The following is a 16,217-nucleotide window of genomic DNA, read 5'->3' on the forward strand; positions in this document are numbered from 1 at the left end:
TATGTTTGCAAATTTAGGTAAAATCATATTAATAGAGAATGAATCCACACGAAATTGATTTACATAAAGAATTAAAGAAATATTTTGGTTTTAACCAGTTCAAAGGTCTTCAGGAACAAGTAGTTAAGAGTATCATCACCGGAAATAATACATTTGTTATTATGCCAACTGGTGGCGGTAAGTCGTTGTGTTATCAATTACCAGCTTTAGTGTTAGATGGAACTGCAATTGTGGTTTCTCCGCTTATTGCCTTGATGAAAAACCAAGTTGATGCTATACGAAGTTTGAGTTCTGAAACTGGAATTGCCCATGTTTTAAATTCATCTTTGAATAAAACAGAAGTTAATCAAGTAAAAAAAGATATTACTTCAGGTGTAACTAAGTTGTTATATGTAGCTCCAGAATCACTTACAAAAGAGGAATATTTGCAATTTTTAAATGAAGTTAAAATTTCATTTGTAGCAATTGATGAAGCGCATTGTATTTCGGAATGGGGACATGATTTTAGACCTGAATATAGAAATTTAAGAAACATTGTGCGTCAATTAGGTGATGTTCCAGTTATTGGATTAACGGCTACCGCAACTCCTAAAGTACAAGAAGATATATTGAAAAACTTGGATATGCCTAACGCAAATACATTCAAGGCTTCTTTTAATCGTCCTAATTTATATTACGAAGTACGCACAAAAACTAAAAATATAGAATCGGATATCATTCGATTTATCAAACAACACAAAGGAAAATCGGGAGTTATTTATTGTTTAAGTCGTAAAAAAGTGGAAGAAATTGCACAAGTTTTACAAGTAAACGGTATTAGTGCAGTACCTTATCATGCTGGATTAGATGCGAAAACACGCGCAAAACATCAAGACATGTTTTTGATGGAAGATGTGGAAGTTGTTGTAGCAACCATTGCTTTTGGTATGGGAATCGATAAACCTGATGTTCGTTTTGTAATCCATCATGATATTCCAAAATCGTTAGAAAGTTATTATCAAGAAACAGGTCGAGCAGGTCGAGATGGTGGCGAAGGACATTGTTTAGCCTATTATTCGTATAAAGACATTGAAAAATTAGAAAAATTTCTTTCTGGAAAACCTGTTGCTGAACAAGAAATCGGGTTTGCATTATTGCAAGAAGTTGTAGCTTATGCAGAAACATCAATGTCGCGTCGTAAATTTTTACTACACTATTTTGGTGAAGAGTTTGATGATGTTGATGGTGAAGGTGCAGATATGGACGACAATGTTCGTAATCCAAAATCAAAAGTAGAAGCGCAAGATCAAGTAGTTACTTTGTTAAAAGTCGTTCGCGATACGAAGCAATTGTTTAAATCTAAAGAAGTTATTTTTGCATTAGTTGGTAAAATAAATGCGATTATAAAAGCGCAAAGAATAGATACACAATCTTATTTTGGAAGTGGTTCAAAATATGATGAAAAATATTGGATGGCTTTAATTAGGCAAGTACTGGTTGATGGGTTATTAACAAAAGATATCGAGACTTATGGCGTTTTAAAATTATCTGAAAAAGGAGAAGCATTTATCAAAAAGCCAACTTCGTTTATGATGTCTGAAGATCATGAATACAATGAAGAAGAAGACGATGCTATTGTAACAGCTGCAAAATCATCTGGAACAGCAGACGAAGCTTTGATGAGTATGTTGCGTGATTTACGTAAAAAAGTGGCTAAAAAACTTGGAATTCCTCCATTTGTAGTGTTTCAGGACCCTTCTCTAGAAGATATGGCACTTAAATATCCAATTTCTATAGACGAATTAAGTAATGTCCATGGAGTAGGAGAAGGAAAGGCTAAAAAATATGGTAAAGAATTTGTTGAATTAATTGCAAGATATGTAGAAAATAATGATATTATTCGTCCGGATGACTTGGTGGTAAAATCTACAGGAGCCAATTCTGGATTAAAGTTGTATATTATTCAAAATGTTGACCGAAAATTAGCCTTAGACGATATCGCAAAAGCAAAAGGTTTAGATATGGACGGTTTGTTGAAAGAAATGGAGCAAATTGTTTATTCAGGAACAAAATTAAATATCAATTATTGGATTGATGATATATTAGATGAAGATCAACAAGAAGAAATTCATGATTATTTCATGGATTCAGAATCGGATAATATCAAAGATGCTTTGAAGGAATTTGATGGCGATTATGATATTGAAGAACTTCGTTTGATGCGAATCAAGTTTATTAGTGAGGTAGCAAATTAATAGTCAATTCGAAAAAAAATAAATTCCAAATTCTAAATTATTAAAATTAGAGTTTGGAATTTTTTTATGGAATTTTTATTTAAAATATTTCTCCCCGATGCGGTTTTAAAATATCTCTAAATGTAATCATGTCTTTTTCATCCACAACAATAAAAGCTATGGCATGCATTTCGTTGATAATTTCAAAACCAGTTTTTTCTAAAGTAATATTTTCTTTTTCTAAATATTCGTTTAGGTGAATATCATGATGTTCAGCAGTTTTTGCTGCTGCTTCACCTCTAAAATCCCAAATTAATTTTATTTTTCGCATTATGTAAGTTTCAAGGATACAAAGTTACAAAGTCAACTTTCAAATTACTATTTTTGCAACGGAATAATCTTAATTCATTAATTAAATGCCACGCGAATTTCAATTTCAGGTTTCACCCGAAGTAGCTGCAAACGAAAGTTTGTTAGCTCAACATGTAGCTAAGTTATTTCAAGTAAGCTCAAAAGATATTCAAAAAGTTGTGGTCTTAAAACGTTCGATTGATGCACGTCAGAAAGCTATTAAAATGAATATAAAAGCGAATGTTTTTTTGGTTGGTGAAGAATATGTTGACTCAAAAATCGAATTGCCAGATTACCCTAATGTATCTAGCAAACAAGAGGTTATTATTGTTGGTGCTGGTCCTGCTGGATTATTCGCTGCTTTGCAATTAATTGAATTGGGTTTAAAACCAATTGTTTTAGAACGAGGTAAAGATGTACGTGGTCGTCGTCGCGATTTAAAAGCAATCAATCGTGATGGAATTGTAAATGAAGATTCCAATTATTGTTTTGGAGAAGGTGGAGCAGGAACCTATTCTGATGGAAAATTATATACGCGTTCTAAAAAACGTGGTGATGTAGACCGAATTTTAGCACTTTTGGTTGGTTTTGGAGCTACTCCAGATATTTTAGTAGAAGCACATCCACACATTGGGACTAATAAATTACCTCAAATTATCCAAGATATTCGAGAAAAAATCATCGCTTGTGGCGGTCAAGTATTGTTTGAAACTAGAGTGACTGATTTTATAGTAAAAAACAACGAAATGCAAGGTGTTGTTGTTCAAAATGGTGATGTCATTTCGGCGAATAAAGTCATTTTAGCAACTGGACATTCAGCGCGTGATATTTTTGAATTATTACATAAAAAAAATATTTTTATTGAAGCGAAACCTTTTGCTTTAGGAGTTCGTGCAGAACATCCACAAGAATTAATTGACCAAATTCAATACTCGTGTGATTTCAGAGGAGATTATTTACCACCAGCACCATATTCTATTGTAAAACAAGTAAATGGTCGTGGTATGTATTCGTTTTGTATGTGTCCAGGTGGTGTTATTGCACCTTGTGCGACGGCTCCAGGAGAAGTGGTTACTAATGGTTGGTCTCCTTCCAAACGCGATCAAGCCACAGCGAATTCTGGAATTGTAGTGGAATTGAAATTGGAAGATTTTAAACCTTATGAAAAATTCGGACCGTTAGCAGGAATGGAATTTCAAAAAAGTATCGAACAAAAAGCATGGTATTTGGCAGGTTCAACCCAAAAAGTTCCAGCTCAAAGAATGGTTGATTTTACTCAAAATAAAGTTTCGGCAGCTATTCCAAAAACTTCTTATGTTCCGGGAACTACTTCAATAGAAATGGGACAAGTTTTTCCTGGATTTTTAACCCAAATTATGCGCGAAGGTTTTGTTCAATTCGGAAAATCAATGCGAGGTTACATGACGAATGAAGCGATTTTACATGCTCCAGAAAGCAGAACTTCTTCACCTGTGCGAATTCCAAGAGATAATTTTTCATTGGAACACGTTCAAATCAAAGGTTTATACCCTTGTGGAGAAGGAGCAGGTTATGCAGGAGGTATTATTTCAGCCGCAATTGATGGTGAAAAATGTGCTTTAAAAATTGCAGAGAGTTTGGTGAAATAAAAAAAATCACAGTTCTCACCGTGATTTTATATTTATGTTGTTATAAAAAATTATATTTTTTTAACTCTAACAGCATTCATTCCTTTAGCTCCTTTTTCTAACTCATAAGTTACTAAATTTCCTTCTTTTACATCGTCTAATAAACCACTGATGTGAACAAAGTATTTTTCGCCCGTTTCAACTTCTTTGATAAATCCAAAACCTTTTGATTCGTTGAAAAAATCTATTGTTCCTCTACGTTCAGCTGGTGTTTCTTCAGTTTCTGTTCTTCTTGATATTCCAATTTCGATGCTTTCTACATCTACAATGATTTTTTTAGCAGGGTCTGGTGGCGTATTTGTTAAGTGACCATTTTCATCAACATACACATAAATATCGTCACCCGACAATTTTGGATTTGCTTTTCGAGCTTCCTTTTTTTCTTGTTTTTCTTTCTTTTTCTTTGCTCTTAGTTTCTCTTGTTCTTTTTTGTTAAAAGTTTCCTGTGGTCTAGCCATTAAATGTAATTCGTAATTTAAATTAATAATATGTTAAAAGTATAAGGATAAAAACACACAAGCGAATTAAACAAAAATGTATAAAGTACTTTGAGTCAAAGTTTTGCAAGAAGAAATTAATATCTTTACCAATGCTACAAAAGTAGTCAAAATATGCTATACTTTTTCATTTTGGCACTTTCTTTTATGTTTTACTTTTTAAGATGCGTTTTGATTCAACATAAGTTAAACTTTTCACAAACGATAAAACCACTTTAATATCCTTACTTTTTTCGTATTTTTGACAAGTATATAAAAAGTTATGAAAGAAGAACAAGTAATATTAGTGAATAAAAATGATGAGCCAATTGGACTAATGAACAAGATGGAAGCACATGAAAAAGCAGTTTTACATAGAGCTTTTTCTGTTTTTATTTTGAATGATAAAAATGAAGTGATGTTGCAACAACGTGCGCATCATAAATATCATTCTCCATTGTTATGGACCAATACTTGTTGTAGTCATCAGCGTGCTGGTGAAACTAATATTGAAGCGGGAAAACGTCGTTTGTTTGAAGAAATGGGGTTTGAAGTGGAGCTGAAAGAATTATTTCATTTTATATACAAAGCACCATTTGATAATGGTTTAACCGAACACGAGTTGGATCATGTGATGATAGGTTATTATAACGGAGAACCTATTATTAATGATGATGAAGTAGAAAGTTGGAAATGGATGAAGATTGAAGCAATTAAAGATGATATGGTTCAAAATCCAGTAATTTATACGGTTTGGTTTAAAATAATTTTTGATGAGTTTTATCATTATTTAGAAGATCATAAACTCTAAATTTCCAAGCCACTAATTCTGAATTCAAATTTCTAAATTTTAAATTACCATGAGAGTAACTGTTTCAAGAAAAGCCCATTTTAATGCCGCTCATCGATTGTATCGAAAAGATTGGTCTATGGAAAAAAATCAGGAAGTTTTTGGAAAATGTAACAACCCAAATTTTCATGGCCATAATTACGAATTGATTGTTTCGGTAACTGGTGAAGTTGATGCAGCAACAGGTTATGTTATTGATACTAAAGTTTTGTCTGATTTGATTAAAGAGCATATTGAAGAAGCATTTGATCATAAAAACTTGAACGAAGATGTTCCTGAGTTTAAGGAATTGAATCCTACAGCCGAACATATTGCTTACATTATTTGGAATAAACTTAGAGGTTTAATTACTTTAGATAAAGAGTTAGAAATTACTTTATACGAAACACCAAGAAACTTTGTAATCTATAAAGGAAACTAATTATGGCAATTCAAATAGGAGACAAGTTACCACATTTTATAGCTGTTAAACAAGATGGAAGTACTTTTGATTCTAATTCTATACAAAACAAACCAGTTGTAATTTATTTTTATCCAAAAGACAATACACCAGGTTGTACCACACAAGCCTGCAGTTTTAGAGATGCCTACCAAGATTTTCAAGATTTGGGTGCAGAAGTTATCGGTGTAAGCGGAGATTCGGTTATTTCGCATCAAAATTTTCAGCAAAAATTCAAGTTGCCGTTCATCTTACTCTCAGATGCTAATAGGGAATTGCGTAAGTTATTTGGAGTTCCTACTGCGCTTTTTGGTTTAATTCCAGGGAGAGTAACGTATGTTTTTGATGCTTATGGAAAATGCATCTATATATTTGATAGTATGAAAGCTAAAAATCATATTGCGAATGCATTAATTACACTTCAATCTATTAAATAAAGCATTACCAATAGCAGTTATAATTAACTATAAATTTTGCATCTTTGCAATCTTATTATATTGACAATGAAGTTTTATCCATTAACTTTTACACCTATTTTGAAAGACCGTATTTGGGGCGGAACTAAATTGAAAACTTATCTAAATAAGTCAATTATTTCTGAAACTACAGGCGAAAGTTGGGAAATATCAACAGTTCCTAACGATGTGAGTGTAGTAAATAATGGTGCTTTTGAAGGTAAAAACATCAATGAAATCATCGATTTATATCCTGCAGAAATATTAGGAAAGGAAGTTGTTGCTCGTTTTGGGAAGCAATTTCCATTGTTGTTTAAATTCATAGATGCCAAAGAGGATTTATCCATACAATTGCATCCCAATGATGAATTAGCCAAAGAGCGTCATGATTCATTTGGTAAAACTGAAATGTGGTATGTAATGCAAGCCGATGCATCTTCTCGTTTAGTAGTTGGATTTAAAAATGATTCTAATCAACAAGAATATTTAGAAAAATTAGCAACTAAAGATTTGGTTTCTTTATTAAATGAATATCCAGTTAAAAGAGGCGATGTTTTTTTTCTAGAAACAGGAACTATTCATGCAATTGGAGCTGGAGTTGTAGTGGCCGAAATTCAGCAGACTAGTGATATTACCTATCGAATTTATGATTGGGACAGGGTTGATAGTCATGGAAATGGAAGAGAATTGCATACGGAATTAGCTTTAGATGCAATTAATTATCAGATTACGGCATCTAAGGTAGATTATATAGAGCAAACAAATCAAGCAGCTAAAGTGGTTGATTGTCCTTATTTTGTTACAAATATTGTGGCTTTGCAAGACCATTTTATTTGGAAAAAAACTAAAGAATCTTTTACTGTTTTTATGTGTACCAATGGTCAATTTGAATTGATTTTGAATGGTGAAATTATGCGTTTTCAAATGGGCGATACGATTTTGATTCCTGCAATTATAGATCATTTGACTTTAAAAGGTAAAGCGACAATATTAGAAATTTCGATATAATGTATTGAGAACAAAATATATTATGTAATTTTGCATTAAATTTTAAATAAATAAAAAATGGCAAGCGTTAAAAACTTGAAAAAAGAAATCAACTATGTTTTAGGTGATATTGTAAATATCGTTTATGTATGGGAAATGACTACAGTAGGAAAACCAACTGAAGCTTCTGATAAATTAGTTGATGAAATCTACGAAACTTTTGATTCTTTAATGACAAGAGCAAATCAAAAAGACGTTGAGAGCAAAAAAGCACATTTTAAACAAATTCGTAAAGATTACGAAGCGGCTGCTAATCAATTTGTTGCGAAAATAAACGAATTAAACTAAAAAAAATGCAATAAAAAGTGCAGATTTTTTTTGGAAATTTAAAATTCAGAATTATATTTGCACCGCATTAGAGTTGCCGGTGTAGCTCAGCTGGCTAGAGCAGCTGATTTGTAATCAGCAGGTCGTGGGTTCGAGTCCCTCCATCGGCTCTAATTAAAACCATCACTTAAAAAGTGATGGTTTTTTTGTTTTGTGACTTCTGTACTTGATTTAGAATCTTTTGTATTGCTTGCGCGAGCGTCACGCTTGTGCGCATAAAGTATAATGTGTGTTTTGAATATTTGAAATTGTAGTCACGAGCAAGATGCTCGCGCTAGCGGTGAGAAATATTTAGGTTTTACATTTTTTACTCTTAAGTAGTAAATCGTTAAAAAACAGGAATAGCAAAAAATGAATAAAATTAATACCAAATAAAAAATTACTATCTAAATTAAAGGTGTTTACATATAAAATGACATTATAAGGTAGTGCTGAAAATCTTGAGCTTAAATTTCCATCGTTAAAAATATAAAAAGATATTTCTGGACCAAGTAAGAATTTGTATGAAAGACCATAAAAAACAAAAGTAATTATTTGAAAAAAATTAGATAGAATTAGAAAAGACAAAGCTATTTTAATAGCTTTATTAAGTTGATACAGCAAAATAGAAATGATACTTAAAAGACTATAAAAGAAAAAAAATAAAGTATTAAATTTTAAATCCAATTGAAAAAGACTAATTAAACTAGGAATTAAACATATGATATGTATAATTAAATAGTATATAATAATTGCTTTTCTCATTTAATAGGTTTATTTATAGTTAATAGTAAAAATAGTCTATTTGTATTGCATTTCAAATTATGATTAAAAGTAAAAAACCACAACGAATAAGTTGTGGTTTTTTACTTTTAATTATTTTTCAGTAGTTTTTCTTTCTTTTATATATTCAGTAAGCATTTTGCCATATTTTGATTTGGCTACATCGGGTTTCATGCTTTTTTGAATGGTGTCTAAGTAAGTAATATTTATATTAGCAATTTCAGAAAGTGCTAAATAAGGCGCAATTGCATTATCGCTATGATTTACTGCAAAATTTGCTGTATATCTGTATTTTCTTTTCAAAAGATTTTGGTAAGCGGTTTCAATACTGTCAGAAGTGGCTTGATTTGGTTTCAATTCGTTTTTTAAACGCTTTTCTATTAATGTTAAGTTTTCTTCGTTAAAACGACGGTTAATTTTATTGAATTCTACCCATAAATCGTGACTTTTTGAACCTGTAATTTTAGCCCCAGCAAAAAATTCTTTTAATGTAGTTTCAATTTGTATGTTTCCTGGTTCTGCAAAAAACATCAGGTTATTGTCTATTGAATTAGTTTGACCTCTATCTAAAAACAAGTAAAGCATTTCTGGACTTTCTAATTTGATATTACTTTCAAATTTAGAATCTCCTTTGATAATAATACTGTCTAAAATCACTAAAGCAGAATCTTGAATTTTTTGAATGTATAATTTACCTTGACCTAATCCTTCTACATTTCCTGTGATATGTACATTTTCTCCTTCTGCTCCGTCTTTCTTTTCACAAGATATGAACGCTATTATTATAAGTAATGATAATACTATTTTCTTCATTTTAAATTTTTTATTTTAAGTTCGCAAAGTAAATAAAAAATCCTCAAAATACACTGTACTTTGAGGATTCTATTTTTAATTCCAAGAGTAAACACTAATTAGAAATTTAAAAGTCTGTAATTTTAACCTCTTAACCAAGCTTCTCTAATTGCTTTTTTGCTAGCATCAGTTGCTTGGTAACCGTCTTGTTTTTCTTTAGGCATTACAATTTTTCCTTTTAAAATTTGTTCTTTTCCGTCTCTTTTGATTTTTACAGTAATTGCCTCTCCATCTTTCCAATTCATGCTCTTCATGATCATGTCATAGATATTGTCTAAGTTATAAGCAGTATCGTTAATTGCGATAATTTTATCATTGTTTTTAATTCCTAAAGTAGTAAAGAATGCATTCAATTCAATTTCAGGTAAAATCATGATTTCTTTTGTGTTAGGATCAACTGTGATATATGGCTGCGTTTGATCTTTTAAAAATGGATTTCCTGCGATTTCAATTGATGCTTCTGTTACTCCCATTTTAGCAAAAAATTGTTCGTAAGGAATAGGTGTTTCGCCAGCGACATATTTGTTTAAAAATTCGCCAACAGCTGGATACGTAAGTTCAGTAATTTTTCCGAATAATTCTTCGTCTTTGAATGCTTTTTTAGTGCCATATTCTGTTGCTAAATCTTGCATTAAATTTAAGATTCCTTTTTTACCATTACTGTTTTCTCTGATTAAGATGTCAACACACATTGCAATTAAAGCTCCTTTTTGATATACGTTAACATATTGGTCTTTGTAAGGTGCATTTAAAACGTTTTTACTCATTTTAGTAAAACTCATTTTGTCGTTCATTTGACGCGATTGTGCAATTTTACCAGCCATTCTTTCAAAGAATTGTTTTTCGTCGATTAAGCCTTGGTTTACTTGGAATAAGTTTGCAAAATATTCTGTTACGCCTTCATACATCCATAAGTGCTCAGACATTTGCGGATTATTGAAGTCAAAATATTGAATTTCGTTTGAATGAACTGTTAAAGGTGTAACAATGTGGAAAAATTCGTGAGAAACTACATCTTTCAATTGTTCTTGTAGCATTTCTAATCCCATCATTTCTGGCATTACAACCGTTGTTGATGTTGGGTGTTCAAGTGCACCAAATCCTTTTGCATCTTTTCCTGCCATATCAGATAAATAAAGTAGGATTGCATATTTTTTAGTAGAATTTATTGGGCCTAAGAAACGTTTTTGAGCTTTCATCATCGTTTCCATATTTGGCGTAATTTGTTCAGCTGTATATTTTCCTGTTGGAGAATATACACTGATGATAATTTCCATATCATCTACCATAAATGAAGTGTAATCTGGTTTAGAGTACATAATTGGCATTTCAACCAAATTAGCATATTTAGGCATTACAAACACATCAGAAGTAGTGCTTGCATCCGCATCTGTCATCGCAGAAACGCCTAATAAGTTTGCAGGATGTGTTACTGTTAATTTGTATTGCGTTTCTTCTTTTCCTTTAAAATAGCCAATGAAACCATGAGTGTTCAACATAAAGTTTACACCTGCATTTATATTTGTACCTGCTGGAGAAAATACGTCGTCTCCTTCACCAAATCCAGCACCGCTTTCAGTGTCATAGGTGTCGTTTACTAAATAAGTGATTTTTGCTAATTTAGTTGCTTCAGAAATTACATAGGTGTTTTCGTCAGTTTTTGCAATTTTTAGTGCATTTCCTTTTGCGTCAAATGCTTTAACATTTTCTACATAACGTCCATAGTCGTCTTCTGAATATGTTCCTGGAACTGTTTTAGGAATTAAAAAAGTAGCTGTTTCTGTAGTAAAAGTTGGTGTAACAATAGTAACTTGAACTTTGTCGTCTTTTACATTTACTAAATCAATGGTTACGTCAACTTCATTTTTTGCTGTTGCTGCTTTTTGAGTCGAATTACAACTCCATAGGAAACTCACTACTGCTAGTGAAAGAATTATTTTTTTCATCTTTAATCTTAGTTTATAAGCATAAGTAGATGAAATGAATAAAATGTTACAGTTATCGTTTAGAGATTTTATTACCTGTAATTTGTCTTTGTAATTTACATTTGAATCGGTCTATTCCGTTAGCACGTAGTTTTGTGTGCTTTGTTGCTCTACCTTGAACGCGTTCGCGCCACATTTTAAAGCTTGAGGGTTTCATTTCACGACGCATAATTTCAATTGTTTCCTGCTCAGAAATACCAAATTGAAAAGTGATTGCTTCAAATGGTGTCCGGTCTTCCCAAGCCATTTCAATGATTCGGTCGATTTGAATTTCGGTGAAATTTTTGTTTTGCATGGAGCAAATTTCTGTATAAAATAAAAAAACTCTTGTTCAACAAGAGTTAAATTTTTAATCAAATTTATTTTTAAAGTAATATTTACTATCTAAATCATCATCTTCCAAATCGTTATATTTCATTGGTTTCGGTTTTGGTTTACTTGCCGTAACTTTCTTTTTCCAAAGTTCAAAATTATCTTTGGATAAACGTTTGCGCATCAATTCAGTAACATCATTTTCTGATACACCAAATTCTTCTTTTAAAACTTCAAAAGGTTTTTTTTCCTCTTGCGCCATAGCAACAACTCTATCTAGTGTTTCGTTGTCGAATTCTGAAATTTTCTTCTTTTTCATGAAGTAAATACTATTTTTTTATAGTTTAAAGGTTAATAATTCAATATTAATAAAAAAATAAATTCAAAAAATATGCCAATTACTTTTTCGGAAATTTTTAAAAAAAGCTATTATTTGATGTTTGTTTTTGAATAAAATCTACAAAATCGTTCGAAATGTTAAATTTATTCTACTCTTTTTTGGCTGCGAAGCTTTTGGTATTTGATGTTTGTAGTGAATTTGACTACCTTCTTTCATGAGTAATAAACTTCCGTGGTTTAAATTGAGTGATAATTTTATAGTATTATCCGAAATATGTTTCAGTTGAAACTGACGTTCTTCACCAAAACTGACTGATGCTATTATTGGATTTCTACCTAATTCTCGTTCGTTATCGGCATGCCATCCATTACTGTCTTTTTCATTTCGGTATAAATTTGCTAAAACAGTTGTGAAATTTTCATTGCAAAGCACTTCAATTTCATTTTTTATATGCATTATTGTGCTGTTCCATGGTTGAGGTTGCATCGTTAATCCGGAATAGGAATAAGGTTTTCCTTCATTTCCAAATAGACAAGTTAATCGCGGTTGTAATATTTTTTTTCCAAAAATTGTAATTTCTTCATGCTTCCATGGTGTTTCATTTGTTAGTTTTTCAAATAATATATCTGCTTCCTCTTTAGAAAAGAAGTTAGGATAAAATTCAAAAACTGCTTCGGGTAGCGGTAAAATTATTTTTTCTTTAGGGAATAGATTGAGCATAAAAAAAGCGATGTATAACACCGCTAATTTACTTATTTTTTGGTTGATTATTTTCTTTTAAACTGAATATTCATGATTACGATAGCTAAAATGATTAAAGCAATTCCTAACCATTGTATTCCTAAGACTTCTTCGTTTAAAAGGAAGAAAGCCATCATTACCGAAACAGGTAATTCTAATGAAGAAACAATACTTCCTAATCCAATTCCTGTGTGGGGAAAACCTGCATTTAGTAGCATAGGTGGGATAATTGTTCCAAAAAGGGCTAAAACGATTCCCCATTTTGTAAAAATTTCAAAGTTAAATGGTGTGGTTTGAGTGTATAAGCTGAAGCCAAAAACAATTACTGCACCACCAAGAAGCATGTACAAACTTCTTTGTGCTGATGAAATTCCTAATGCTACTTTGTTTGCTGTAAACATTGTAGTTGTAAATGAAGTTGCGGCTAATAATCCCCAAAATAAACCATTTGTCCAATCAATATTCGGGTCGTTAAAATTGATTTTGAAAATATTTATAGCGAAAGCAGTTCCTATCAAAACTATAATTACTGCAATTATTTTTTGTAATGAAGGCGCTTTTTTGTCTAAAAACCATTCTAATAAAACACCCATCCAAACCGTTTGCATCAATAATACAATTCCTATTGATACCGGAATGTATTTTACGGCTAAATAGTAAAAAACGCTTGTCATACCAAGAGATGTTCCAGCTAGCATTAAGTGTAAAATGTTTTTAGGACTTGCTTTAACAGCTGTGTTTTTATTTTTAGTTCTTTGGAATAAATTGATGATTAAAATTCCAATAATTCCATAGATAAATTGTGAGGAAGTTACTTCAGCTGTAGTAAAATCTTCTTTGTAAGCCAGTTTTACGAAAGTTGCTAACATTCCGTAACTGGTAGCGCCTAGAGCTACTAAAAAAACACCTTTGATTATATTGTTGTTTGACATCTCCTGATTTTTTTAGGGGGCGCAAATATAAGGTAAAAAGAAAAAAGAAAAAGAAAAAAGAGAATAGATTTTTGGATAGTTTAATTTTAGTAAGAATTTAACAGTGCTCTACTAAATAAAAATTTTAAAATGGAGTTATGGTATTAAATCAATTAATATGAAACACTTTTTACTACTAACGATTCTTAGTTTTTTATGTTGTAATAATGCTGAAAGAAATATTGATGCACCAAAAGATTATTCTAAAATTCATGCCGAAGCATTAGCATTTTGCCAAAAAGAAAATTTTAATGAAGAATATTATTTTTTGGTAGATTTAAGTGTTCATTCGGGTAAAAATAGATTTTTTATTTATGATTTTGTAACGAAAAAAGTTTTGGATAAAAACCTTGTAACGCATGGAAGTTGCGATCAGTTTGAAGAAAATCCAGAAAAGTGGGAAAAGGTAAAATTTGATCATAGAGTTGATAGTCATTGTTCTATGAAAGGGAAATATAAAATAGGCAATCGTGATTATAGTTCGTGGGGAATCAATGTGAAATATTGGTTGCATGGATTAGAAACATCCAATAAAAATGCAGAAAAAAGGGTTGTTGTTTTGCATTCTTGGAATGCTGTAAAAAACAAAGAAGTGTTTCCAAAATATTCGCCTTTGAGTTGGGGCTGTCCAGCAGTTTCAAACGAGTTTATGGAAAAACTCGATATTCGTTTGAAACAATCAAAAAAACCTGTTTTGTTGTGGATTGTAGAATAAAAAATCTCGTTTAATTGCTTTAAACGAGATTTTACTTCAAATTATATAATAAACTAACCCTTATCTTCTACCACCACGACGTTTTGTTTTTACAACTGTAGTTTTTCCTCTTTTATTTTTATGTATTACTGTAGTTCCTCTTCTGTTATGTACTACTACAGTTGATTTGCTTCTTCTTGGAGCATATACTTTTCGAGCTACAACGACTCTATGTGTTGCTGTTCTATGATAATATACGCGGTGATGTGCACATCTTCCATAAAAAATAGAGTATCGATATGGTCTCCAAGGTTTCCACCATCTTGGATAGAATCCCCATCTGTGAGGAGAAACCCAAACTACATAACCAGGCGCATATAAAAAGCGTACACTTGGCCAAAACCAAACATTTACTACAACACCAGTTGTTGTAATTTCAGGAACATTTGGTCCACCTTTTGATTTTTCGATTTTTTCATCTACTTCAAAAGGCTCTACAATTGTGTTTTCCGCATATAATTCTGAATCACCTTCAATTTGTAGTATTGCTGTTTCGTTTCCTGTCTTTTCAATGCCAATTGTTGCAATGTCTTGTTTTTCTTTTTCACTTAAATATGTGCTTAGAACAATAACATGAGTATCTTTTTCTTGAATGTCTTGCACCACAATGTAATCAATTTCTCCATCATTATTTAAATCAAGATTGTTAACATTATTGTTTTCTTCATTGATTAATTTTTCAAACTCTTCTAATGAATTTGCTTGTTTGAATAATGCTAATGCACCTTCTAAGCTAAAGTTTTCACCCGTGTATTCTGGTAAATCATTTTTATCATCATCTTGAGCGAAGCTTGTTGTAATTCCTAGAATTAGCAACAAAAGAAAGGATAATCTTTTCATAATTAATACAATATTACGTTATAAATAGTTCCGTTTGAATGTGTGTAGGTGGCTAAGTTGTCACAAGTATTGTTTCCGTAGTCTAAGATTCCATCAAGAACACTTCCTTGTAAGTCTAATTGTCCTTGTGAAATATGATTACAAGCATATTTTTTAATTAAAGTTTCAACTACTGTAACACTTAAAGATGCACCACCTGTTTTGGTAATTGTGTGGCTTCCAGAAGTAATTTCGTATATATTATCGGCTAATATTAATGTGCTTACACCAGCAGTTTGTTTTACAGTTCTTGTGCCATAATGATTAAAAACTACACCTGCTGGATTAGTTATTTTGCCATTCGTAATTGTTCGTGTCCACTGAGGTATAGCTGTGTTTGTAGTTGTATTTTCATATACTACTGTGCCTTCAACTTTTCTACCGTTTACATAATAATTACTTCCTCTTTCAATGGTCATGATGCTTCCATTGTTCATTACATAATCAGTAATTGTGATAGTGATAATTCCAGAACGCGTTATACCGTTGTATGTGCAACCTGTTCCAAAATCAACAGTAAATATTTTTGGAAAAATACCCGGAGTTGTGTTGTTAACATTTACAGAAGCACAAGGAGTAATTGCATTTGATTGCAGAGAATTTCTGTCAGAATAGCTTGAATTATCGCTAGATATATCAATTCCAGAATTAAAATCTAATTCATTTGTTAAATCAATATCTGCTGATGCATTTATTAATTCTTTATCAAGTGCTAGGTTTTCTTCTCTATTACAAGAAACAAAACTCAAAGACATTACTAGAAGTCCAAAAGTGCAAAATTTTAAATTTTTCATAG

At 31.4% G+C, this 16,217-nt stretch carries 18 protein-coding genes and 1 tRNA gene; 9 read left to right on the top strand and 10 right to left on the bottom strand.

What is annotated here, in order from left to right; translation table 11 throughout:
- The first annotated feature begins 38 nt into the window (after positions 1-38).
- A complete protein-coding gene (gene recQ / locus G4L40_RS10305) occupies positions 39-2,234 on the top strand; it encodes a DNA helicase RecQ (RefSeq protein ID WP_166237113.1) in 2,196 nt (731 codons plus the stop codon).
- 79 nt (positions 2,235-2,313) lie between these two features.
- Here the strand turns inward: recQ and G4L40_RS10310 are convergent, their stop codons facing one another.
- Entirely contained in the window at positions 2,314-2,547 is a 234-nt protein-coding gene (locus G4L40_RS10310) for a hypothetical protein (RefSeq protein ID WP_166237169.1), read from the bottom strand.
- An 82-nt stretch (positions 2,548-2,629) separates the two neighbouring features.
- Here G4L40_RS10310 and G4L40_RS10315 point away from each other — a divergent pair, with 82 nt between their 5' ends.
- Entirely contained in the window at positions 2,630-4,192 is a 1,563-nt protein-coding gene (locus G4L40_RS10315; RefSeq protein ID WP_166237114.1) for an NAD(P)/FAD-dependent oxidoreductase, read from the top strand.
- A 50-nt stretch (positions 4,193-4,242) separates the two neighbouring features.
- Here G4L40_RS10315 and G4L40_RS10320 read toward each other — a convergent pair whose 3' ends face one another.
- Positions 4,243-4,689: a cold-shock protein gene (locus tag G4L40_RS10320; RefSeq protein ID WP_166237115.1), complete on the bottom strand. Its 447-nt coding sequence runs from the start codon at positions 4,687-4,689 to the stop codon at positions 4,243-4,245.
- Between the two features lie 301 nt (positions 4,690-4,990).
- On the opposite strand from G4L40_RS10320, the gene idi reads away from it, so the two are divergent.
- The 6 genes from idi (at position 4,991) to G4L40_RS10350 (ending at position 7,935) form a co-directional block, all read left to right on the top strand.
- Positions 4,991-5,518: an isopentenyl-diphosphate Delta-isomerase gene (gene idi, locus G4L40_RS10325; RefSeq protein WP_166237116.1), complete on the top strand. Its 528-nt coding sequence runs from the start codon at positions 4,991-4,993 to the stop codon at positions 5,516-5,518.
- A 49-nt stretch (positions 5,519-5,567) separates the two neighbouring features.
- Positions 5,568-5,978 (top strand): 6-pyruvoyl trahydropterin synthase family protein, encoded by a 411-nt coding sequence (locus G4L40_RS10330; RefSeq protein ID WP_166237117.1) that lies wholly within the window; start codon positions 5,568-5,570, stop codon positions 5,976-5,978.
- A gap of 2 nt (positions 5,979-5,980) precedes the next feature.
- On the top strand, positions 5,981-6,433 hold the full coding sequence (locus G4L40_RS10335; protein ID WP_166237118.1) for a peroxiredoxin: 453 nt from the start codon (positions 5,981-5,983) through the stop codon (positions 6,431-6,433).
- A 60-nt stretch (positions 6,434-6,493) separates the two neighbouring features.
- Positions 6,494-7,459: a type I phosphomannose isomerase catalytic subunit gene (locus tag G4L40_RS10340; protein ID WP_394367770.1), complete on the top strand. Its 966-nt coding sequence runs from the start codon at positions 6,494-6,496 to the stop codon at positions 7,457-7,459.
- A 57-nt stretch (positions 7,460-7,516) separates the two neighbouring features.
- The gene (locus G4L40_RS10345; RefSeq protein ID WP_166237120.1) at positions 7,517-7,786 is read left to right on the top strand and encodes a hypothetical protein; all 270 of its coding nucleotides are present in this window, start codon (positions 7,517-7,519) and stop codon (positions 7,784-7,786) included.
- A 75-nt stretch (positions 7,787-7,861) separates the two neighbouring features.
- A tRNA-Thr gene (locus tag G4L40_RS10350) sits at positions 7,862-7,935 on the top strand.
- 745 nt (positions 7,936-8,680) lie between these two features.
- Here G4L40_RS10350 and G4L40_RS10355 read toward each other — a convergent pair.
- From G4L40_RS10355 to G4L40_RS10380, 6 genes are all read right to left on the bottom strand, one after another.
- Positions 8,681-9,400, bottom strand: a complete 720-nt coding sequence (locus G4L40_RS10355) for a DUF4369 domain-containing protein (RefSeq protein ID WP_166237121.1) — start codon at positions 9,398-9,400, stop codon at positions 8,681-8,683.
- Positions 9,401-9,522: 122 nt separating this feature from the next.
- Positions 9,523-11,385, bottom strand: a complete 1,863-nt coding sequence (locus tag G4L40_RS10360) for a M61 family metallopeptidase (protein ID WP_166237122.1) — start codon at positions 11,383-11,385, stop codon at positions 9,523-9,525.
- A gap of 52 nt (positions 11,386-11,437) precedes the next feature.
- A complete protein-coding gene (locus tag G4L40_RS10365; RefSeq protein WP_166237123.1) occupies positions 11,438-11,719 on the bottom strand; it encodes a TIGR03643 family protein in 282 nt (93 codons plus the stop codon).
- A gap of 54 nt (positions 11,720-11,773) precedes the next feature.
- A complete protein-coding gene (locus tag G4L40_RS10370) occupies positions 11,774-12,055 on the bottom strand; it encodes a TIGR03643 family protein (protein ID WP_166237124.1) in 282 nt (93 codons plus the stop codon).
- A 138-nt stretch (positions 12,056-12,193) separates the two neighbouring features.
- Entirely contained in the window at positions 12,194-12,796 is a 603-nt protein-coding gene (locus G4L40_RS10375; protein WP_166237125.1) for an alpha-ketoglutarate-dependent dioxygenase AlkB family protein, read from the bottom strand.
- A gap of 47 nt (positions 12,797-12,843) precedes the next feature.
- On the bottom strand, positions 12,844-13,749 hold the full coding sequence (locus tag G4L40_RS10380) for an EamA family transporter (RefSeq protein ID WP_166237126.1): 906 nt from the start codon (positions 13,747-13,749) through the stop codon (positions 12,844-12,846).
- Positions 13,750-13,906: 157 nt separating this feature from the next.
- Between G4L40_RS10380 and G4L40_RS10385 the strand changes: the two genes are divergently transcribed.
- Entirely contained in the window at positions 13,907-14,503 is a 597-nt protein-coding gene (locus G4L40_RS10385) for a murein L,D-transpeptidase catalytic domain-containing protein (protein WP_166237127.1), read from the top strand.
- A 60-nt stretch (positions 14,504-14,563) separates the two neighbouring features.
- Here the strand turns inward: G4L40_RS10385 and G4L40_RS10390 are convergent, their stop codons facing one another.
- Together G4L40_RS10390 and G4L40_RS10395 are read right to left on the bottom strand one after the other, a co-directional pair.
- Positions 14,564-15,382, bottom strand: a complete 819-nt coding sequence (locus G4L40_RS10390; RefSeq protein ID WP_166237128.1) for a hypothetical protein — start codon at positions 15,380-15,382, stop codon at positions 14,564-14,566.
- Positions 15,383-15,384: 2 nt separating this feature from the next.
- On the bottom strand, positions 15,385-16,215 hold the full coding sequence (locus G4L40_RS10395; protein WP_166237129.1) for a hypothetical protein: 831 nt from the start codon (positions 16,213-16,215) through the stop codon (positions 15,385-15,387).
- Positions 16,216-16,217: the final 2 nt, after the last annotated feature.

Source organism: Flavobacterium celericrescens (assembly GCF_011392075.1).
GTDB classification, from domain to species: Bacteria; Bacteroidota; Bacteroidia; order Flavobacteriales; family Flavobacteriaceae; genus Flavobacterium; species Flavobacterium celericrescens.